At 36.8% G+C, this 21503-nt stretch carries 17 protein-coding genes; 8 read left to right on the top strand and 9 right to left on the bottom strand.

The window, feature by feature from the left end; all coding sequences use genetic code 11:
- Positions 1 to 30: 30 nt before the first annotated feature.
- The 3 genes from A8B35_RS04115 to A8B35_RS04105 all read right to left on the bottom strand — a co-directional run bounded on the left by A8B35_RS04115 (position 31) and on the right by A8B35_RS04105 (position 6607).
- On the bottom strand, positions 31 to 1746 hold the full coding sequence (locus A8B35_RS04115; RefSeq protein WP_139314800.1) for an IPT/TIG domain-containing protein: 1716 nt from the start codon (positions 1744 to 1746) through the stop codon (positions 31 to 33).
- A gap of 119 nt (positions 1747 to 1865) precedes the next feature.
- Positions 1866 to 3524: a RagB/SusD family nutrient uptake outer membrane protein gene (locus A8B35_RS04110; RefSeq protein ID WP_075602130.1), complete on the bottom strand. Its 1659-nt coding sequence runs from the start codon at positions 3522 to 3524 to the stop codon at positions 1866 to 1868.
- 11 nt (positions 3525 to 3535) lie between these two features.
- On the bottom strand, positions 3536 to 6607 hold the full coding sequence (locus A8B35_RS04105) for a SusC/RagA family TonB-linked outer membrane protein (RefSeq protein ID WP_075602129.1): 3072 nt from the start codon (positions 6605 to 6607) through the stop codon (positions 3536 to 3538).
- 371 nt (positions 6608 to 6978) lie between these two features.
- Here A8B35_RS04105 and A8B35_RS04100 point away from each other — a divergent pair, with 371 nt between their 5' ends.
- The 8 genes from A8B35_RS04100 (at position 6979) to mnhG (ending at position 13676) form a co-directional block, all read left to right on the top strand.
- Positions 6979 to 7857, top strand: a complete 879-nt coding sequence (locus tag A8B35_RS04100; protein WP_075602128.1) for an AraC family transcriptional regulator — start codon at positions 6979 to 6981, stop codon at positions 7855 to 7857.
- A 291-nt stretch (positions 7858 to 8148) separates the two neighbouring features.
- Entirely contained in the window at positions 8149 to 10440 is a 2292-nt protein-coding gene (mbhE, locus tag A8B35_RS04095; protein WP_075602127.1) for a hydrogen gas-evolving membrane-bound hydrogenase subunit E, read from the top strand.
- 1 nt (position 10441) lies between these two features.
- On the top strand, positions 10442 to 10867 hold the full coding sequence (locus A8B35_RS04090; protein WP_083634300.1) for an MnhB domain-containing protein: 426 nt from the start codon (positions 10442 to 10444) through the stop codon (positions 10865 to 10867).
- Complete coding sequence (locus A8B35_RS04085; protein WP_075602125.1) at positions 10858 to 11196, top strand: NADH-quinone oxidoreductase subunit K; 339 nt, start codon at positions 10858 to 10860, stop codon at positions 11194 to 11196. Before A8B35_RS04090 ends, A8B35_RS04085 begins: the two co-directional genes overlap by 10 nt.
- A 24-nt stretch (positions 11197 to 11220) precedes the next feature.
- Positions 11221 to 12711 (top strand): complex I subunit 5 family protein, encoded by a 1491-nt coding sequence (locus A8B35_RS04080; protein ID WP_075602124.1) that lies wholly within the window; start codon positions 11221 to 11223, stop codon positions 12709 to 12711.
- 46 nt (positions 12712 to 12757) lie between these two features.
- Positions 12758 to 13084 (top strand): Na+/H+ antiporter subunit E, encoded by a 327-nt coding sequence (locus A8B35_RS04075; RefSeq protein WP_075602123.1) that lies wholly within the window; start codon positions 12758 to 12760, stop codon positions 13082 to 13084.
- Positions 13081 to 13356 carry a monovalent cation/H+ antiporter complex subunit F gene (locus A8B35_RS04070; RefSeq protein WP_075602122.1) on the top strand — a complete coding sequence of 92 codons (276 nt, stop codon included), beginning with the start codon at positions 13081 to 13083 and terminating at the stop codon, positions 13354 to 13356. Before A8B35_RS04075 ends, A8B35_RS04070 begins: the two co-directional genes overlap by 4 nt.
- Positions 13347 to 13676 (top strand): monovalent cation/H(+) antiporter subunit G, encoded by a 330-nt coding sequence (gene mnhG / locus A8B35_RS04065; RefSeq protein ID WP_075602121.1) that lies wholly within the window; start codon positions 13347 to 13349, stop codon positions 13674 to 13676. Before A8B35_RS04070 ends, mnhG begins: the two co-directional genes overlap by 10 nt.
- A 127-nt stretch (positions 13677 to 13803) precedes the next feature.
- On the opposite strand, the gene A8B35_RS04060 is transcribed toward mnhG, so the two are convergent.
- From A8B35_RS04060 to A8B35_RS04035, 6 genes are all read right to left on the bottom strand, one after another.
- Positions 13804 to 14811, bottom strand: coding sequence for an L-rhamnose/proton symporter RhaT (locus A8B35_RS04060; protein ID WP_075602120.1), 1008 nt, complete (start codon positions 14809 to 14811; stop codon positions 13804 to 13806).
- A 93-nt stretch (positions 14812 to 14904) separates the two neighbouring features.
- Entirely contained in the window at positions 14905 to 15951 is a 1047-nt protein-coding gene (locus tag A8B35_RS04055) for an aldose epimerase family protein (protein WP_075602119.1), read from the bottom strand.
- A 203-nt stretch (positions 15952 to 16154) separates the two neighbouring features.
- On the bottom strand, positions 16155 to 17246 hold the full coding sequence (locus A8B35_RS04050; RefSeq protein WP_075602118.1) for a mandelate racemase/muconate lactonizing enzyme family protein: 1092 nt from the start codon (positions 17244 to 17246) through the stop codon (positions 16155 to 16157).
- 250 nt (positions 17247 to 17496) lie between these two features.
- Positions 17497 to 18945, bottom strand: coding sequence for an aldehyde dehydrogenase (gene aldA / locus A8B35_RS04045; protein ID WP_075602117.1), 1449 nt, complete (start codon positions 18943 to 18945; stop codon positions 17497 to 17499).
- Positions 18946 to 19041: 96 nt separating this feature from the next.
- Positions 19042 to 19806 (bottom strand): SDR family NAD(P)-dependent oxidoreductase, encoded by a 765-nt coding sequence (locus A8B35_RS04040; RefSeq protein WP_171973153.1) that lies wholly within the window; start codon positions 19804 to 19806, stop codon positions 19042 to 19044.
- A 224-nt stretch (positions 19807 to 20030) separates the two neighbouring features.
- Positions 20031 to 21044 carry a zinc-dependent alcohol dehydrogenase gene (locus A8B35_RS04035; RefSeq protein WP_075602115.1) on the bottom strand — a complete coding sequence of 338 codons (1014 nt, stop codon included), beginning with the start codon at positions 21042 to 21044 and terminating at the stop codon, positions 20031 to 20033.
- Positions 21045 to 21503 lie beyond the last annotated feature (459 nt).

The raw sequence follows: 21503 nt of genomic DNA, 5'->3' as shown, positions 1-21503 counted from the left end.
AAACTGGCCTGCCTATTTAGATACATGGAATTAATACCTAGGACCCTCGGTAATGGTAAGTTCATCCATACTAACCAACACTTCGTTAGCATCGTTTCTACTTACAATTAATTCGATACGGTCGATAGGAACATCTTTATTCATTCGTTTTAATGATTTATAATGTGCTCCAAGCTCTGTAGAGTCATCACTCCAGTTTTCATGGTCTTCGCCAAATAAACTCAACTGATGTGTACTCCATTGGCCTTCTGAGTTAGGGAAGAACTTCTTCACCATAACTAATTGCTCATCGTACTGATACATTCTAACAATAACATATTGTTGTCCCTTACCCGTACCTGAATTTAAGGCAATTGATAAATAAGGATCAGTAAACATTGATAAGTTTACATCCTTTGTATCCTTAGAGATGGTGTTACCCCAGTAACCTCCCCATCCGCCTACAGAAGGGTCATCACCAAAAGTAAAGAAGTGCGATCCGTTGAAAGCTGGTACTTCATTACCTGGACGCAAGGTATTATCCAACGATCCAATCACTAAAGAACCATTTATTTCATCAGGGTAGTTCTCTGTATCCTCAAAGGTGATGATATCTATTTTTGCCGGTATATCTGATGAACCAATAGGGTCACCTGGCATTTGAGTACCATCATAAATTCCCTCAGTAATTTTCAGATAGGCGATATCTAAATCTTGATTATCACCTGCGTTACCAGCCTTAAACCCTAACTTAGGCATAAACTTACGAGCGTCAAACTCGCCGCCTTCCCAGCCTTCATTTAATGGTTGTGATACAATCATCCACTCTCCATTGGTATTAAAGCCGTAATCGAAATGACGCCAGTTACCTTGCTGATCTTCCATTTGGAAATAACCGCCACTTCCTACAGGGGTACGTACCACAAATGTTAAGTAAGGATTTACAAAAGTACTTACATCAGGCACCTCTGTTCCAATCATTTCACCAGTTGCCTTATCCCATCCGTAACCTGGAGCTCTCAATTGGAAATATTTATCAACATTACCTGGCGCATCGCTACCACCTGCACTCACTAATGCCGTTGGCTCTCCTACGTATAGATGTGTTCCATCTTCGAAATCCCAAATGGCCAATTCTTTATACTCAATAAATGGATAGATTACATCTACATTAGGTACATCAGGAATCACATTTGGCCCTAAGCTTTTAAAACTTACCGTTACTAACTGACCCACTTTTAATTCAACCTCACCTGAGTTAACTTGAATCTGACTTGGGGTTCTGCTAATAATTGGCACTTCTTCGCTATCGATATAAACATTAGAAATAACATCTACATTTTCACCTTCAATAGCAAAAATTAAACCTGCAGGTATATCATTAACCTTTGTTACAGTAACCTCAGGATAAACGGGCGTTAACAATTCTGCACTTTGCCCGTAACGTTTATAAGCATTATAAACCATCACATTTCCTTCTTCGAAAATACGAGGTAAGTTAACTGTAATCTCTGTTTCTGTATCGTTTGTAGAAACAACTTCACACTCGATATCTTTTACAAATACCGTTACATTGGCAAAATTAGCACCACTAATGGTTAGCTCTGACCCTATGGCTACATCACCACTATTAGATAGTGAGGCAACTTCAGGAATTGGCCAGTTGATATCATAATCCTTTGACCATTCATCGTCTTCGCAAGCCGTGAAAACCAACAACAGGCTTAGCATAAACGGTAGTATACTATTTTTAAATATTCTATTCATTTGTTTTAATTTAGTATCAAGATGCTAGTTGAAAGCTGCAAAACATTAAGACTTGCGCTCTTAACTTTATCATGATGATTTATACAATATGCATTGCATTCTAAAATATATACCTCCTATTAGTATCCCGGATTTTGAGCTAAACCCCAATCATTTACTTCTGATTCTGGAATTGGCATTAATGGTACCTTAACACCATTTGATCCACTTATGGTCTTACTCTCACAGTTGCTTTTAAGATTTACATTTTCGTATCGTAAATCTCCCTCAGTATTTTTAAATGTAGCTTGCTTATGATCAAGCATATTTAAATATTTATTATGACGTACTAAATCCCAAAAACGTAATGACTCGTTTGCCATTTCAACACGCTTTTGTGCCAATAATAAATCCATTGCTGCATCTCTATCATTTGGTACTCCAAGGAAAGGAAGATTCCCACCCCAGCCCGAAGAAGGATAAGTTAAACTACCTTCGGCATGTCCTCTTGCAAGTGTACTTGTTCTGGCTCGCGCTCTAATTGATTCAATAATATCTTCGGCTTCGCCATACATCCCAAGCTCAATGGCCATTTCTGCATGCAAAAACAAAATCTCAGCATAACGCATTTTACGAATATTATAAGGACTACTTTTTGTGATGGCGGGCTTTTCTGAATCAGCCATTGCTGTTTTTCTATTTAAGTAAGGAGTCATCTGTTCATCTAACTTATAAGTATAAGCAACACCTTGCACTACTCCACCATTATAGTCTCCTCCATAAACAGTACTGCTCAAACGCGGATCTTGATCCTCAAAGGCCGCTACTAAATCTTCAGTTGGATTTTGGAATCCCCATCCCCAATCACCTCTATTGCCAGTAAACTGGTTTAAATTAGTACCTGTTTTCTGCGGAGCATTTTCAGTATTTCCTTCAAGCATCTGCAATTCAAAAATTGACTCGCTCGCATTTTCTCCAATGATTTCAAATAGTTGTGCATAGTTATTTAACAAAGAATATTGTCCTGATGCAATAATCTCACCTGTTAGATCATACACCATTTGAGGAGTAACCGAAGCCTCAGCATCCATACCTAATTGGTAAGCATACAAACGTGCTAAATAACCTTGCGCTGCACCTTTTGTAGCACGTCCCATATTGTCATCACCATACTCCGACTTTAAAGGCAAACGCGCTGCTGCTTCTTTAAATAGGTTAGCTGCATATTCAAAAGTCTCGTGATAAGATGCTCTAGGCACATTCCCAAAATCAGCCTCACTAATAGGAGCATCAAACAAAGGAACACCTCCAAAAACGCGTACCATATAAAAATAAAAATATCCTTTTAGGAAATAAGCTTCTCCTATTAAACGCTCTTTCAGCTCTGTATCTAAAGCACTTTCTGGCAACCACTTTAATGCAATATTTGCACGATAGACACCATCAAAACACTTAATCCATACAGATTCGATTACACTATTGGCTGTGCTTGCGCGCCATTCTACCAACTGCTGTATGGGCTCTAAATCGGCCTCTTTGGAACCTTTTTCAGCATCATCTGCTAATAAATCTCCAAAAAAGAACTCGTAGTTATGTGTTAACCATTGTCCATCAGGCCCAGCGCCTTCCGATTGGCCAATAACATCATATATACCATTTATGGCTAAAATTGCATTATCTGGAGTTTGAAAGAAATTTTCTTCCGTTTCTCTAGCAATTGGATCTACATCAAGGAAGTCGGAGCAACCAGTGAAGAGACCTGCCATTGTTATTGCAATTATGTATAATAATTTCTTCATCTTAGTTTAAATTAAAAATTAACATTGATACCTCCGGTTAAAATAACGGGTGTTGGATATGTAGCATAATCTACTCCTGGTGCTAAGTTTGCTCCGTTTAGATTACCCACCTCTGGAGTCCAACTTGAATACTTTGTGAATGTTAGTAAGTTATCACACGATACATATAGTCTTACTTTCGATAATTTGATAGACTCCACAAATGATTTAGGTAAAGTGTACCCTAGTTGTACATTTCGAAGACGTACATAAGAACCATCCTCAACATAACGATCAGAAAAACGGTTATTCTGATTGGCATCAGCAACGGTCATTCTTGGCTCTGTTCCATTCGGATTATCAGAAGACCATCGATCTAATCTATCCGTACGGTAATTAGAAAGTACACCTGACGAGTTAATCCAGTAATTGATACCGTTAACAATTTCGTTGCCGAATACACCCACAAATGAAGCTTTAAAATCGAGCCCCTTATAAGCAAAATCAAGATTTAATCCTCCTGAGAAATCAGGAGCCGCACTACCTAGGTAGTTTCTATCTTCACCATCAATTACTCCATCGCCATTTTTATCTAAAAATTTCACATCGCCGACTTGAGCATTTGGCTGTATTAGGGTTCCTTCAGGACCAACATGAGCATCAACTTCTTCCTGAGAAGTGAAAATACCATCTGTTTCTAACCCATAGAAATAACCTATTTCGTAACCTGTTTCTGTACGGGTTGTGAACTCTGCATTCCCTGCCCATCCGTTTAAACGACCACCAGAAATTGCTTCACCGCCGGCCATATCTGTGATTTCTTGCTTTACAAATGCGCCATTAACACTAATGCCGTATGAGAAATCTCCTTTATTTTCACTCCAACCAACTGCAAATTCAAAACCTGAATTCTTCATTGAGGCAGCATTAACCACTGGACGACCTGCACCTACGTAAAATGGGATTGGACGACTGATTTGCATATCGTTTGTTTTTCTATCAAACCAATCTAGTGTGATATCCAGTTTCTGGTCAAACAAACCAATGTCTAATCCAACATTTAGTTGCTCAGAAACTTCCCAACGTAAATCCTCATTACTTAAGATGGCAGCCTTTGCACCTTCAGCAGGCGAGCCTCCTATTACATAAGTATAACCAATATCCATTAATGATAAGTAACCCCAAGGTTCAACAGCATTGGCATTACCAACTTGTCCCCATCCACCTCTAAATTTTAAACGAGATAAGGTTTCAACATCTTGCATAAAACTTTCTTGCTTAATATTCCAACCCGCAGAGAACGAAGGAAAATACCCCCACCTGTTGTCCTCATGAAATTTAGAAGAACCATCGGCTCTAATTGTAGCTGTTAACAAGTATTTATTATCAAAAGAGTAATTTGCTCTTGCAAAATATGACATGATGCGATTCATTGAACCACTTCCATTTAAAGAGAATGAAGACGGATCCTTTGATTGATCAAAGTACATTAGCTCTGAAACTCCTGGAATATCGAAACGCGTACCCGAAATATCACTTGAACTAAACTGCTGAATCTCCGAACCAAGCGTTGCATTAATACTATGCTTTTCTATTTGCTTTACGTAATTGAAATATCCATTCCATGTAAGATCGATATTCTGACCACGCTGTTCATAAAGCGAACTCAAATCGTTTCGCTGATCAACAGCTATATAATATTCTTCGTAATAATTTTTAGAATTATAGAATGCCAATTGAGCTGCTCCCATTGTTCTAAAACTTAATCCTTCAACAAAAACATCATCAATATTTAAAGTAAAGTTTGAAATTACACGGTGATCGCCTTGCGTTTGATCTTTGGAAGCATCTATAGCACGAGCAGGGTTCGTTACAACAACTCCACCCATAAAGCGTGCACCATAATTGTTGGTGAAATCATCCCAAGCCGGTGTCAAAGGGTCCATACGAATACCTACTGGTAATGCTCCTGAGAAATCATCATTATTATGATTATTCTTTTTGTAGGTTGAGTAAGATACGTTAGCATCAAGAGTTACCTTAGGTGAAAACTTATACTGGTTATTCATATAAGCATAAAACTTTTGCATGCCACTATTTTTGATAATACCCTCTTGGTTAAAATAGGTAGCACCAATATTGTATTTATGATTTTCACTACCTCCGCGAGCTGAAATAGAATAATTCTGAATTGGTGCAATACGAAACATTTCATCTTGCCAATCGGTTCCCTTACTATTATTAGAAATAGCATAATCTAAAATACGAAGCTCATCAGCCGCAATATCTTTTCCATCATTGGCATAAGCCTCTTTTCTTAACATTGCAAAATCTGAAGCCGATACCATATCAATAGTATTGGAAGCCCATTGTGCACCTCCATATGCAGAAACTTCAAATACCGTTTTGCCTGAAGAACCTTTCTTGGTAGAAACCAAAACAACACCATTGGCTCCCCTAGAGCCATAAATAGCAGTGGCCGATGCATCTTTTAGAATTTCAATACTTGCAATATTTGCAGGGTCAACACTACTTAAGTCTCCCATAGGAAAACCATCCACAACGTATAGTGGTGATGAGTTACTCCACGAACCTGTTCCTCGAATGTTGATTTTCATACCAGCGCCAGGTTCACCCGAAGTAGGTGTAATATTAACACCCGCAACTTTTCCTTGTAGTGCCTGAACAGCATCAGGAGTAGAAGGCCCCTTAAGATCATCGCCATCAACTTTAGTTACAGCTCCTGTTAAATCACTCTTTTTTAAAGAACCATAACCAACCACAACTACTTCATCAATATCCTGAACCGAACTTAACAACACTACATTAATCGTACTCTGTCCTGAGACACTAATTTTTTGAGCATCGAACCCAATAAAAGAATAAACAAGCACATCCTGATCTGATGCTACTTGAAGTTGATAATTACCATCAAAGTCGGTAATTGTACCATTAGCAGTCCCATCAATAACAATAGATACTCCTGGCAGAGTTTCTCCTGTAGAACTTGTAACTGTACCGCTAATTGTCCGCTGTTGCGCATTTACAACCCAGTAGGTTGAAAATAGAAACAGCATTAAAAATAATCGCAGATTACTTTTCATAAAACTATTTATCAAAGGTTTAAATAATAACTTTTTTTACATTCTGATTTCCGGAAATAAATCATGATACAAATCTAGTAGTGGAAAGCTCCCTTAACAAGTAGTTTTTTATCACATACCTATACTATTATACAAACATTAAAAATCGTGCAACATGATATAAATTATCAAGAAAACAAAACAATCAAAACCCAATACATTGCTTTTCTGGTACCTTACCGCATTTCAACGCAACAAAATATGATATCGAGTCATCCTAAAATTAATATAAACTAACATTATCAGTATTAATTTTCATTATTTTAATATACTTTTGCATTATAGTATTGATACTATTATATCAACATTGTAGTATTATTAAACTTCTCAGTATGAATAATCAGGTACACCGTGAAATTACTCCCCTAAAGGAAAACGACTGTTTTTTAATATTTGACAGACATAGAAATGCATTTACTTTTCCAATTCATTTTCACCCAGAATTTGAGATCAACTATATTAGCAATGCTTCTGGAGCAAGACGTACGGTAGGCGATCATATTGGAGAAATTGAGGATGTTGAACTTGTTATGGTAGGCCCAAACCTATACCATGGTTGGGAAAATTATAAAAACACTGGAAAAAAACCATTACATGAAATTACCATTCAATTTCCTCGGAATTTATTTAATGATGAATATTTGAACAGAAACTTGCTTAAACCACTACGAGAACTATTGAGCAATGCCAACAGAGGAATAAAATTTTCGAAAGAAACAATAAAAGCAATTGAGCCTAAATTATTAGAATTAAGCGACAAAAGAGGATTCGATAATTTCTTAAGCTTCCAATCATTATTGTATGATCTAGCTATTTCAAGAGATCAGCAGATGCTTACCAACATGTCGTTTCAACATAAAAATGACTTTCATAATAGCGAGAGAATCGAAAAGGTTTACAAATTTGTAAAAGAAAATTATGAGCAAAAGCTAAAAGTAGAAGATGCTGCTAATCTGGTAAACATGTCAGTTGTTGCATTTAGCAGATTGATAAAGCAACGCACGGGTAAATCATTCATCGACTTTGTTAATGAAATAAGATTAGGTTATGCAACCCGTTGGCTTATTGAATCAAACAAAAGTGTATCGGAAATTTGTTTTGAATGTGGATTCAACAACATCTCAAATTTTAACAGATTCTTTAAGAAAAAACAAGGTGTTACTCCTAGTGATTTTAGAAAGAACTTTACAGGGACTAAGAGTGTGTTATAAATTGAGTTACTTCTAACAAATAAGTCGAACCTCTGCTGTATGCTATACAACATACAGCATGCCAACTCACTGATTATATGCACACACAAGCTCTATTTGGTAAAATCTGATTCTGAACAGTAAAAATGACAATTCGTGGTACTATTATTGTTAATCTGATATCTGCAAATTACCAAGTTTAATTAAGAGAAATGTTGTGTAAAAAGTTAGGTATAAAGTATATTACTTCGTACATATCTAACTATACAATTTTTATTAAACGACTTTAAGTACAAGCAATATATTTTATTAATGATATTAACAGCAATTTTAATTACATTTTTATCAAGCCTACTTCCTTTTCTTTTTGCCAAAGCTGAAAAGATTCAAGGATGGCTTGTCGCATTAATACCGACTACTTTATTAGCTAGTTTTATTTCTTTAGATGTTCTCAACAAAGGAAATATCGTAGAGTCAAACAGTTGGCTCCCAGAATTAGGGTTAAATATCAATTTCTATATTGATGGATTAAGTTCCTTATTCATATACCTTATATTAGGAATGGGCATTTATATATTTGCCTATGCCAATGGATATATGAAAAACTATAAAGGCAAATCTCGCTTCTACTCTTACTTAATTGTTTTTATGGCAGCTATGCTAGGGTTGGTAAGTGCAGGTAATATGATATTACTATTTGTATTTTGGGAACTAACGAGTATTTCGTCATTCTTACTCATTAGTTTTTTTCACGATAAAGAAGACTCTCGCAAATCAGCTTTACAAGCATTACTAATTACAGGAATAGGTGGATTAGCAATTCTTGGAGGGGTAATAATCATTGGTGCAGAAGCAGGCTCATACGAAATTCAGGATTGGATAAACAATGTTGACACAATAATTTCAGGCAAATATTCAAGTGCTGGCTTAATCCTTATTTTATTAGGTGCTTTTACAAAATCGGCGCAATTTCCGTTTCATTTTTGGTTACCCAATGCCATGGCGGCACCAACTCCGGTTAGTGCTTATCTCCATTCGGCCACAATGGTAAAGGCAGGCGTATTTTTATTACTACGTGTAGGGCCAATATTTAGCTCAACCGAATTATGGCAAACTGTTTTACCTATTTCTGGTAGCATCACCTTTCTATTGGGAGCTTTTTTTGCATGCGTACAAACAGATTTAAAAAAGATATTTGCTTATACAACCATAAGTTCTCTAGGAGTTTTAGTAATGCTTATTGGTATTGATACCGATTTATCGATTAAAGCTGCATTTATGTTTTTATTGGTGCACTCGTTATATAAAGGTGCCTTGTTTATGTTAGCAGGTATTATCGATAAAAAAGTTGGCACACGCGACATACGCCTACTTGGAAACTTATGGACAAAAATGCCCTTGATTACAATTGTTGGTGTATTAGTATTACTTTCGATGGCAGGCTTACCTCCTTTAATTGGTTTCTTAGGTAAAGAAATGATTTACGAGGCCAAACTACAGATTCCGGAAGTAGCACCATACATGACTTTCTTTAGTGTATTAGGAAATGTATTTATGGTTTTCATTTCTTTGTATGTTGCCCACATGGTATTCTTCAGGAAAGAACATAAATGGCCCAAGGAACCGAGCAGAGCTGGAATATCAATGGCTATTGGACCTTTCTTTTTAGCCTCTCTAAGTTTAATATTTGGCTTATTACCTCAAAAATACATACAACCTTATTTACAATCAGCCATTACAGCTATAAAACCAGATCATCTCGACTTTGAAATACACCTCTGGCATGGCTTTAATCACGTACTGCTATTAAGTATAGCAACAGTAGCCATGGGGGCAATACTATTCATTTACCATAGAAGCACTATTCCGTTTTTCACCAAGGTATACCATAAAGTATTTGTCTTTAATTTCTCAGATCAATTTTTCAAGATCATCGATGGCTTTATTGGCATCAATAAAAAAATAGCTGATTTTGTACAACACGGATACCAACGCTATTATTTATCTACTATTTTTATATTTACTGCTGCTTTTTTATGGTATATCATTAGCCAAACATGGCACTCTGACTTTAGTATACAGTACGATTCTATTAGTTGGGCATTAGCCATTATTAGTATCATTATTGTAGCCTTATCATTTTTATCATTACCAGCATCTTTACATCGCGTTTCTGTAATTACCATAACAGGAGGAGTAGGTTACGCAATGTCGGCCATTTATTTATTTTACGGGGCAATTGACTTAGCTGTAACACAAATATTAGTAGACTCGCTCACTGTTATATTAATGGTATTGGTACTGCCGAAATTACCTAAACTAGTAACATATACGAAAGCCAAAGGTGCAATTCGTGATTTATTAATTGCCAGTTCCTTTGGTATTGCAATGGGAGTTATTGCCTTTATGTCGGCTACCAACCCAAGTACTAATAAAATATCAACATTCTTCGTAGAGTTCTCATTAAGCATAGCGCATGGAAAAAACATTGTTAATGTTATTCTAGTAGACTTTAGAGGCATTGATACAATGGGTGAAATTACTGTATTAGTATTGGCTTCCTTAGGTATCTATTCATTATTAAAAATAAAAAAAACACATTAATATGAATACTACATTATTACAATTAGCGGCTAAGTTTATACGCTCAATTATGTTAGTAGCATCCGTGTTTATTTTATTACGCGGACACAATGCGCCTGGAGGAGGATTTATTGGCGGCTTACTAGCCAGCGCAGGAATTGTGATTTATACAATTGCCTTTTACTCCCTCCCACTTTTATCAAAGACATTGCGCACGATAGCCCCTCTGCGAATAGTTGGTTTAATACTTGCACTTGGGAGCGGAATACTGGGTTTAATATTTGGAGAAAGCTTTTTACATGCTCAGTGGTTTAAATTAAACATTCCCATATTGGGCACTATCGATCTAAGCACACCATTACTGTTTGATATTGGCGTGTATTTAGCTGTGATTGGCGTAATGGTTATGGTTATTCTTTTATTAATGGAGGACAGAAAATGGAATTAATTTTAGCAATTGTAGTAGCTGTATTATATACCGTTGGAGTATACTTTCTTCTGCGTCGTAGTATGGTGCGTATCATATTTGGGGTTTTGTTTTTAGGAAACGCCACCAACTTATTAATATTCATGTCATCAGGCTTAACGCCAGATGCACAACCTTCGTTTTTAAACATTGGAGCAGAAGCAAGCAAGCAGGGCTTAGCCGATCCATTACCACAGGCCTTAATATTAACAGCCATAGTAATTAGCTTTGGCATTGTGGCTTTTTTGCTCACCTTACTTCGCAAAACACACGAAGTAACAGGAGAAAACGATTTAGATCAATTAAAATAACACAACTTAGAGACTGCTTTCATAATGATTGTATTTGCACCTATTATAATTCCACTTCTTTTTATTATCCTTTCTTTATCGGTTGCTAAAGCCTCTAAAAAGGTACAACAAACCGTATTTTTATCGGGTAATATTATAACTATTGGCGTTGCCATTAGCATTCTTACAACAGTACTTAAGGAAGGTATAATTGTAGCTCAAGCTGGAGCATGGGAAGCCCCATTTGGCATTACCATTGTTGCCGACACATTCTCAGCTATCATGCTTACCTTAACTTCTATTACTGTTGCGGTGGTGAGTTTATACTCTTTAGCTTGGCGTGAGAACAATTTGAACACGCCTGTTTTTTACGCCTTAATTTTTGGTTTACAAATGGGTATGAACGGCGCCTTTGTTGCCGGCGACTTATTTAATATGTATGTGTGGTTTGAAGTAATGTTACTTTCTTCGTTCGTATTAATTTCATACGGAAGTGATAAAAAACAACTAAAAGGAACACTGAAGTATGTATCGATGAATTTGGTTTCATCCTTTTTCTTTGTAGCTGGCATAGCATTATTATACGGAAAAACAGGAACCCTAAATATGGCTGACCTAGCTTATCGCGTTCGCGAGATGGGACCTGAATTAGATATATTTGCCCCTTCGGCATTAATATTAATGGGCTTTGCAATTAAATCTGCCATATTCCCATTTTTCTTTTGGTTGCCCGATTCTTATCACACTCCTCCTTTACCTATTTCAGCTCTGTTTTCGGGTACACTAACAAAAGTGGGTGTATATTCTATGATTCGGTTTTATGCTTTAATACATGTACCCGGAGATTCATTTTTTACGCAAATGTTCTTATTCATCGCCTCTACTACCATGATATCCGGTGTATTAATGGCCACATCACAATTTGAGGTTCGCCGCTTATTGAGTTTCCATATTGTATCGCAAATTGGCTACATGATATTGGGCTTAGGTTTATTTACTAAATTGGCTTTAACAGGAGCTATATTCTATATTATTGGACACTGCATTGTAAAAACCAATTTATTTTTATTGAGTGGAATAGCCTACAAAATTACTGGCACCTTCGATTTAAAGAAAAGTGGCGGACTAATGAAACACAAACCTTTTATAGCTGTTTTATTCTTTATTTCGGCTATGGCGCTTGTGGGTATACCTCCATTATCTGGCTTCTTCGGAAAGTTTATGCTTTTAAAAGCAGGTGTTGAATCGCAAGAATTTATTCACGTAGCCAGTGCTTTATTCGTCAGTTTTCTGACTTTATTTTCGATGGTTAAAATTTGGAATGAATCTTATGCCAAACCCATCCCCGAGGAAATAATAAACCAAGGCTTTAAATTTGGTAAAGCACCAAAGCAATTAATTGCTAGTTCGGTATTATTAGTATTAATTACTATCAGCTTAACTGTTGGCAGCAAGTTTATTATCGACACCTGTGCCACTGCTGCCGATCAATTACTTAACGTTGATGCCTATATAAATGCTGTGCTTCATATATAAGCGAGCACAAATGTGCTTTTTATCAGAATATTAAAATTAAATTGATATGCTTCGAATCTTACATTTAATATTATTCATACCCTACTACTTTCTCATGTTACTTCAGTCAAACTGGACTATCGCAAAGACTATTTTAAGTCCTCAATTCAACTTTGATCCTCCAGGTATAGTTGCAGTAAACATCGACTTAAAGTCGAATACAGGTATCTTAACTCTTGTAAACTTGATTACAATGACACCTGGCACTTTATCTATAGACTTATCAGATGACAAAAGTAAGCTATACGTACACGCCATGCATGTGAAGAATAGAGAAAGTTTTGTGAGTGAGATTAAGGCATTAGAAAACCGACTAAAAAAGTTTTTAAAATGATAACAAGCGTAATATACTATATAATGGCAGTATTGTTATTGGCAATGATACTTACCGTGTTTAGATTAGTAAAAGGCCCAACTACACCTGATCGCATCATATCACTGGATATGATAGGATCTATAATGCTTGGTTTGATAATATGTATTGGAATAATAAAGGACAATAGCATTTACATTGATGTAATTTTAATTATTACACTCATCCTTTTTGTAGGAACTGTTGCTATGTCGAGGTATTTAACCCATAACGAAAAGAAAAAATGGAAATAGTAATTATAATACTTCTAGCAATAGGCAGCCTATTAATGCTTTTAGGGGCGATTGGACTAAACCGCTTCCCTGATATTTTTATGCGCATGCATGCTGCAACCAAAGCGCCATCATTAGGTGCACTATTAATGCTTATGGCATTTGCTTTTTACTTTTCCGATATGGAAACAAGCATTAAGGCTATTGTAATTATTGTATTTATTTTCTTAACAACACCAATTGCTTCACACGCCATTGCCGCAACAGCGCATCGCCTAAAGGTTAAAAAATGGGATAAAATGGAAATTGACGATTTAGAACGAGATAGAAAGAAGAACTAACCATTGATATTTGATCTAATTAGCACACAATATATCACCACAAAAAAAAAGAGCTTGCTCAATACAGAACAAGCTCTTAGCTCACAAGTAGAATATTTTCATACCCTCTTTTATTTTTTATTTCAGACTATCCAAATGCAATAATCATCACACCTCCAATCATGGCAGCTAAGCCAAGATAAAGTGACGTTTTTGATGCCTTAGGAGCACCGGCCCATTCTTTAGTAAAAACTCCAGCACTAACTGCTGCCACAACCGAAAGTGTGTTAAAGGTTGCATAACCTATTGATCCTCCGTTTTCGCCCAATAAGAATGATGAGTAGGCAAAAATAATAGATGCAGTAAAGTTTAATGCAGCCATTAAGCCCGTCATTGAAATATTTTTACCTGCTTCAGGTACGTTAAAGCCACCCCAAAGTTTCTTTTTGCTAAGCATGATAATGAAGTAAGGCACAACAAAAACGCCACCCGAAACATAAACGATAAACATTGATGCTACTGAAGATAACCAAGCTTCGTTACCATTCTTCACAACCATTTCGCCGATAATATTTTTAGCAGCAACGCCGTTGGCAGTAATCTCTAATGCAACATTAAAACCGGTACATAAAATACCTCCTATAACTGCGATTAAAATACCTGTTATCATTGATGATGAACCTTTATTGTCTCCTTCAGCCTCGGCAGCAGCACGCAAAATACCGGCTCTACCATTAAATATAATACCGGCTAAAATAACTGCAATACCGATAAGTATCTTTACCACTTCACCGCTCTCTGGCACACCAGAAAGGTACCAAGGCAAAAGAGAACCTACACAAATAATTGTTCCAATAAAGATGGAGAAGCCCAACGACATTCCGATGTAATTAATGGCTTTACCCCACAACATCATACCTACACCCCAAAGGAAACCAGGTATTAACATTTTCATGAGTACGGGCGTACCAACGTCAGACAGAACCTGACCAAAATCGTTAATCATTGAGAAAGCAACAATGCCTGGAATTAACCACAACATAAAAACATAGCACAATCCCCACGCATTCTCAAAAGAATAATTCTTAATATATTTTTCAGGCATTGCCCAAAAACCAAGCATAATACCAGCTGTAATTGCTAATAATATTCCCATAACAGTAGTTGTTTAATTTCGTTTGTAAATTTTTAAGCTATCCGTAATACACTTACTACAGACTAAATATTTAATTTCAATAGATTCTACTTACTAAAAGGTCAGTTTAAATACGGTCGTACTTTTAAATACCTCATCAGGCGAAGTGAATGATTGCGGTGCATTCTCTAGGTTAGGACCATTAGGCCAACGGTGCGTTTCACATGCAAAGCCTCGGTACTTACCATACTTTTCGTTTTCATCGCGCTTTAACTCATCTGAGGTGTATTTCCCTGTATAAAATAACATACAAGGCTCTGTGGTATATACCTCTAGCTTACGCTCTGGTGATGGCTCTGTAACTTCAGCTGCCTTATTTAAATCAACACCGTACTTATCAAATACATAAAAGTGCTCAAAACCATCTCCTAATGCTGAATGAACATCGCTCACTACTTTTGCTTCTCTTAAATCTTCAATGGTATTGGATACATCTTTAACTTCTCCGGTTACAGCACCCGTTTCATCTAAGGCTAATAGTTTATTGGTATTAACCTGTACCATACTTGATTCTACGGTTTTCTCAAACCCTGATAAATTCCAATAAGTATGATTGGTCATTGATAGCGGAGTAGTCTGATCAGTAGTTGCTGCGTAATTAATTATAATTTCGTTATCGTTACTTAAGAAGATGGTAACTTCAGCCTCAACATTCCCAGGAAAACCCTCACTAAAATGCGGGCTTTTCAATTTAAATTGAACCCCAACCTTATCTTTTGTTGCTACTTCTTCTGCAGCCCAAAATTGTTTATCGAAACCTACAGTTCCACCATGTAAATTATTGTCTCCACAATTGGCATTGAGTTTATATTCCTCTTCGTTTAAAGAAAACTTTGCATCCTTAATTTGAGAACAATACCGACCCACTGTACACCCAAAATAAGGCGAATTGTTTTTATAGGCATCAGATAAATAACCATCCACGGAATTAAACCCGCAGGCTATAGATACAGGTTCAATGCCCTTTCCGGGAATGGTTATTTGAGTAATTGTGGCTCCTAGGTCCATTATTTTTACAATCATTCCATTATCATTTTCTAAAACGAATAATGATACATCCTGATTATTATATTTTCCGAATTGCTGTTTTGTAGATTGCATTTTTAGATTTTAGATAAGAGACTAATATGAAAAAGTTTGTTGGTTGTTAGACTGTAGTCAGAAGTTTTCATAATATTACCAAACTGTTCTAAAACAGTACTAATATCAAACAAACCACACTTTCATCCCTTAATGGTTACAAATAAAAAGAAAGGTCCTTTTAGTAGTTGATGAAAAACTAAAAGGACCTGGTCTCTAAAAAACTATGCTTGCTTGTATTGTGCTAATTTATCCCAATCAAATTCAACACCAATACCTGGTGTATCAGGAGCTACAGCTCTATGATTCTCAACTACCAAAGGTCGTAAGGTGTATTCATCAATAGGGAAACTGTGTACTTCGATCCAACCGGCATTAGGCTGCGATGAAACTAAACTTACGTGAAGCTCTTGCATTCCATGAGAACAGACCGGAATATTGTGATCCGCTGCTAATTTAGCTGCCTTTAACCATCCGGTTATACCGGCACAATTTGAAGCATCAGGCTGTACAAATGATAATTTTGCATCTGCCATAGCATATTCAAACTCATGAATCGTATGCAGGTTTTCACCCATTGCTAAAGGCACCCCTGTGGCATCGGCAATTTTACCAAAGCCTTTGTGATCATCTGGAATAGTTGGCTCTTCGAACCAATAAATATTATACTCCTTCATTCTGTTGGCATAGGCAATAGCCTGATCAACCGTAAGGGCGTAATTGGCATCTACCATGAAAGTAACATCAGGGCCGATATGCTCACGAACCGCTTTGATACGCTCCATATCTTCCTCCATATTCTCGCGACCAATTTTTATTTTAACGGCATTGTAACCTTTATCAAGGTAACCTTGAATGCTATTAATTAGTTTTGGTAACGGGAATAACAAATCGATACCTCCACAATAGGCTTTACAAGTGTTATCAGTACCTCCGGCAACTTTCCAAAGGGGCTCACCTGCTTTTTTACAGCGGATATCCCACAGTGCGATATCAACAGCAGCCATGGCAAAGGCATCAATACCACCACGACCTACGTAATGAATATGCCACCACATAAAGTCGTGCAACTCTTCAACGGCAGTACCATCTTTGCCTACTAAAACTGGCGCAAAATCGTGGTCAATCATCGCCTTAATAGCATGTCCACCTTTACCTCCTGTATAAGTATACCCAGTTCCTTCACTTCCATCTTCAAGAGTTACCGTAGAGGTAATTAGCTCAAAATGGTAGTGATCTCCATGCTTGGCATCAGATAAAACCTCGGCCAAAGGCACTTTGAATATTTGGGTTTGTATATTTTTTATTTTTGACATTTGAAATTGGTATCAAGTATCAAGTATCAAGACATAAGACTTTTTCAGCTTTCATTTTGATACTTGACAATGAAGTTGTTTAATGTTGTATCGAAAATCTGCGAGTAACACCTTGATTTCATTGGCTTCAGCTAATTTTCATTCCGTAGCTATGGCTATGCAATAAAAAATTGAGTTTTGCCACTGATAATCAAATTGTCACTCTCGCAATTCCCCTACAACCTTAAACAACTTCAGTTAGTAATAACTATTAACCTTTGAAACGTACGTAGAAAGTTTTCTTTTCTAAATACTGCTCAAAACCATACTTACCATCTTCGCCACCTGTTCCACTCATTTTGTATCCATTGTGGAAACCTTGGTGTAACTCACCATGACCACGGTTGATATAGATTTCACCAAAATCAAGTGCACTATTTAATTTCATTACACGATTCATATCGTTTGTATAAACCATTGCTGCTAAACCAAACTCACAATCGTTAGCCCACTCTACAACTTGATCAAAATCATTAAACTTGATAACTGGCAAAATTGGTCCGAATGCTTCTTCGTGAACGATAGTCATCTCTTGCTTCACATCAGTAAGGATAGTTGGCATAAACCAATTTCCTTTTTCAAACTCAGCACCTTCTGGAGTTTTTCCTCCATAAGCTAAAGTAGCACCTTCTTTAACGCTTACTTCAACAAGTTCGTGCATGTGCTTTAACTCAGACTTATTTACTTTAGCACCCATATCTGATGTTGGATCAAAAGGATCACCAACTTTAATTTCTTTTACTTTAGCCATGAATTTCTCCATGAAAGCATCGTAAATATCTTCGTGAACATACATACGCTCGTTACAAGTACAAACTTGTCCGCAGTTATCGAAACGCGAATGTAATGCTCCGGCTACAGCCTCATCAATATCACAATCTTCGAAAGCAATAAATGGTGCTTTACCTCCAAGCTCTAACTGAACGTGTGCTAAATTCTCTGAAGCTGCTTTAAAAATAGACTGACCTGCTGGCGTAGAACCAGTCATAGTCACCATTTTTGTAATAGGGTGTTTACAAATTGCAGTTCCCATAGTACGACCAGGGCCTGTAATAATATTAATTACTCCATCAGGCACTCCAGCTTTTTTAGCTAACTCACCAAGCATTAATGTACTCATTGGAGTTTCTGTAGTTGGTTTAACTACAATTGCATTACCAGCAATTAAAGCGGGTCCGATTTTACGACCTGCCAACGCTAATGGGAAGTTCCAAGCAGTAATTGCCACGACAACTCCGCGAGGTATTTTTTGAATCCAAATTTGCTCATTTTCATTATCCGAAGGAATGATGTCCCCTTCGATATGGCGTGCCCACTCACAAGCATACTCAATAAATGAACAACAAACATCAACTTCGAATTGTGCTACTTTAAAAAGCTTCCCTTGCTCTTTTGTTAACACAGTAGCTAATTCTTCACGATTTGCTTTTATCTCTTTTACAAAAGCGTACATGATATCCGCACGTTGGCGAGCTGGTAATTTAGCCCATCCCTTTTGTGCTTTTTCAGCAACTTCAAGAGCTTTGATACCATCCTCTTCGTTACCATTAGCAACTGTACCAACAACTTCGTCGGTAGACGGGTTTAAAACATCGGCAGTAGCACCGTTTGAAGGCTCCACCCAAGCCCCATTGATATATTGTTTAAAATTTAAATCCATTTTTTTATTTTTTTAGTATTAAGTATCAAGTATCAAGTATTAAGACTCAGTACCTCATCTTGATACTTGTGTCTTACTACTTGATACTTTATTTAATTAGCGCCCCATCCAGCCGCCATCAACAAGCATTACAGCTCCTTGCATGTACGAACCTGCTTCAGAACAAAGGAATACAACTGGTCCTGCAAAATCCTCTGGCTTACCCCATCTTCCTGCTGGAATACGTGATAAAATTTGCTCAGAACGAACTGGATCCTGACGTAAAGCCTCTGTATTATCAGTATCGATATAACCTGGAGCAATAGCATTTACGTTAACTCCTTTTGAAGCCCACTCGTTGGCAAAAGCCATAGTCATTTGACCAATAGCACCTTTACTAGCAGCATAACCAGGAACGGTAATTCCACCTTGGAATGTTAATAACGAAGCGGTGAATACAATTTTACCCGATCCACGAGCAACCATTTCTTTACCAATTTCGCGTGTTAAGATAAACTGTGCATTTTGATTTACCTCAATTACTTTATCCCACATTTCGTCTGGATGCTCTGCAGCTGGGGCTCTTAAAATAGTACCCGCATTGTTTACCAAGATATCGATAACCGGATTCTCAGTTTTTACTTCTTTAATAAATGCGTATAAAGATGTACGATCAGAAAAATCGCATGTGTAAGCCGTAAACTTACGACCTAAAGCAGTTACCGCTTTTTCTACAGCACTACCTGTTTTTTCAAGAGAAGCACTCACACCAATGATATCAGCTCCGGCTTCAGCTAATGCCACGGCCATTCCCATACCAATTCCTCTTTTACATCCTGTTACTAAGGCAACTTTACCTTCTACGCTAAATTTATTTAAAATGCTCATTGTTTATTTTTTAGTATCAAGTATCAAGACACAAGTATTAAGATGCCTTACATTCTTGATTAATATTTGTTGTTAATTGTTATTACGTCATTCCGAGGAACGAAGGAATCTCAAGGCGCCTTGTAAAAACATCTTCCCTTGAGATCGCTTCTTGTATCGCGATGACGCAATATCGTTTGTAAATCACTACTAACTAATAGCTAAAAACTACTAACTGATTATTGACAATCTACTAGGAACTTCATTCCTGTTGGCGTAGCGTCAATATCTTCGAATAACTGCTGAATTTGATCCAATGGTTTTGTATCCGTAATAATACTTTCGAAAGGATATTCGTTTTTAGTAATTAACTCGATTGACTCTTCGTAATCTTCTTTTTCGTAAACACGTGCACCAACTAATTCAAGCTCTTTCCAGAAGAATTTGAATAAATCGATTGGTTTCTTCTCGCCATGAATGGCAACCATAACAATACGTCCTCTGATACCAGCCACTTCAGTCATTACATCTAGTGAAGGTTGAACACCAGCCACTTCAAAAACAACATCGGCTAAACCGCCATTTGTTTTCTTTTCAACGTATTCTACTAAATCTGTTTTAACAGGATTCACTACTTCAAAACCCATTTCTTCGGCCATTTTAATGCGAATTTCATTCACCTCAGAAATAACAACATTAGCACCTTTGCTTTTTGCAACCATGGCAACTAATAATCCGATTGGACCACCACCAAGAACTACAGCAGTTTCGCCTTTTTGTAAACGACCTCTGCGCACATCGTGACAAGCAACAGAAAGAGGCTCAATTAAAGCGGCTAATTTAAGATCAGTCTCTTCTTTTAATTTGTGTAAAGTAAAAGCCGGAACATTCCAATATTGCTGCATGGCACCAGGACTATCGATACCAATAAACTTTAAAGCTTTGGCAATATGTCCGTGCCCTTTATCAGAAGCTGTTTCTCCACGGTTATCCAAAGGACGAACCGTAATCTTTTCTCCAACTTTATAACCAGTAACACCTTCGCCAATGGCATCAACCGTACCCGACATTTCGTGCCCAATAATTTGTGGAATATCCACACGCTGATCCATCATACCATGGTAAATGTGCACATCAGTACCACAAACACCACAATAGGCTACTTTAATTCTTACTTCACCTGCTGCAGGTGCTTCAATTTCTTTTTCGACTACTGAGAAGGATTTATTTCCTTCGTATAAGGTTGCTTTCATATTGATTATATAACATTCAGTGCTGATAAAAAACCAACACTAAACTCCATTATTGATTACTAATTTATTCAAGTACACTTTTGAGATAATAATAAATGTATTTGTAGGTACAGGTACTGTCCGTACAAATATTTCATTCATTCGTACATACGTTTACAGATGCAAAATTCAATAAGCATACTTAATGTTTTTCAAAATTAAACATTAGTACTTGCCCTAATAGGGGTAAAAAAGATACATCTAAGGGGGTAAAAAACACTTAGGTACTACAAGACAATTAGTAGGTAACTTATGCCACCTGTACATATTATCAAACAAAACCTATGCTTATAAAAGTAGTGAATACGCCCAAAGTGTTTATAACATCAATGTTATGAGGGTAAATGGATATTGTACTAGGAGACTCAATAATTCAAATATTGTCTAGTAAAAAGTGCATTTATTACTAATTGGTAGTTT

This window comes from Saccharicrinis aurantiacus, assembly GCF_001660705.2.
In the GTDB taxonomy this organism is placed as follows: domain Bacteria; phylum Bacteroidota; class Bacteroidia; order Bacteroidales; family Marinilabiliaceae; genus Saccharicrinis; species Saccharicrinis aurantiacus.
The sequence above is the reverse complement of the archived record's forward strand: the minus strand, read 5'-3'. Positions and strand labels throughout refer to the sequence as shown.

What these genes read in the sequence shown, in the direction of transcription:
- A8B35_RS04070 (WP_075602122.1), top strand. Translation starts at nt 13,081, where the DNA reads ATGATAACAAGCGTAATATACTATATAATGGCAGTATTGTTATTGGCA.
- A8B35_RS04055 (WP_075602119.1), bottom strand. Translation starts at nt 15,951, where the DNA reads ATGCAATCTACAAAACAGCAATTCGGAAAATATAATAATCAGGATGTA.
- A8B35_RS04105 (WP_075602129.1), bottom strand. Translation starts at nt 6,607, where the DNA reads ATGAAAAGTAATCTGCGATTATTTTTAATGCTGTTTCTATTTTCAACC.
- aldA (WP_075602117.1), bottom strand. Translation starts at nt 18,945, where the DNA reads ATGGATTTAAATTTTAAACAATATATCAATGGGGCTTGGGTGGAGCCT.
- A8B35_RS04060 (WP_075602120.1), bottom strand. Translation starts at nt 14,811, where the DNA reads ATGGGAATATTATTAGCAATTACAGCTGGTATTATGCTTGGTTTTTGG.
- A8B35_RS04090 (WP_083634300.1), top strand. Translation starts at nt 10,442, where the DNA reads ATGAATACTACATTATTACAATTAGCGGCTAAGTTTATACGCTCAATT.
- mnhG (WP_075602121.1), top strand. Translation starts at nt 13,347, where the DNA reads ATGGAAATAGTAATTATAATACTTCTAGCAATAGGCAGCCTATTAATG.
- A8B35_RS04075 (WP_075602123.1), top strand. Translation starts at nt 12,758, where the DNA reads ATGCTTCGAATCTTACATTTAATATTATTCATACCCTACTACTTTCTC.
- mbhE (WP_075602127.1), top strand. Translation starts at nt 8,149, where the DNA reads ATGATATTAACAGCAATTTTAATTACATTTTTATCAAGCCTACTTCCT.
- A8B35_RS04050 (WP_075602118.1), bottom strand. Translation starts at nt 17,246, where the DNA reads ATGTCAAAAATAAAAAATATACAAACCCAAATATTCAAAGTGCCTTTG.
- A8B35_RS04110 (WP_075602130.1), bottom strand. Translation starts at nt 3,524, where the DNA reads ATGAAGAAATTATTATACATAATTGCAATAACAATGGCAGGTCTCTTC.
- A8B35_RS04100 (WP_075602128.1), top strand. Translation starts at nt 6,979, where the DNA reads ATGAATAATCAGGTACACCGTGAAATTACTCCCCTAAAGGAAAACGAC.
- A8B35_RS04035 (WP_075602115.1), bottom strand. Translation starts at nt 21,044, where the DNA reads ATGAAAGCAACCTTATACGAAGGAAATAAATCCTTCTCAGTAGTCGAA.
- A8B35_RS04115 (WP_139314800.1), bottom strand. Translation starts at nt 1,746, where the DNA reads ATGAATAGAATATTTAAAAATAGTATACTACCGTTTATGCTAAGCCTG.
- A8B35_RS04080 (WP_075602124.1), top strand. Translation starts at nt 11,221, where the DNA reads ATGATTGTATTTGCACCTATTATAATTCCACTTCTTTTTATTATCCTT.
- A8B35_RS04085 (WP_075602125.1), top strand. Translation starts at nt 10,858, where the DNA reads ATGGAATTAATTTTAGCAATTGTAGTAGCTGTATTATATACCGTTGGA.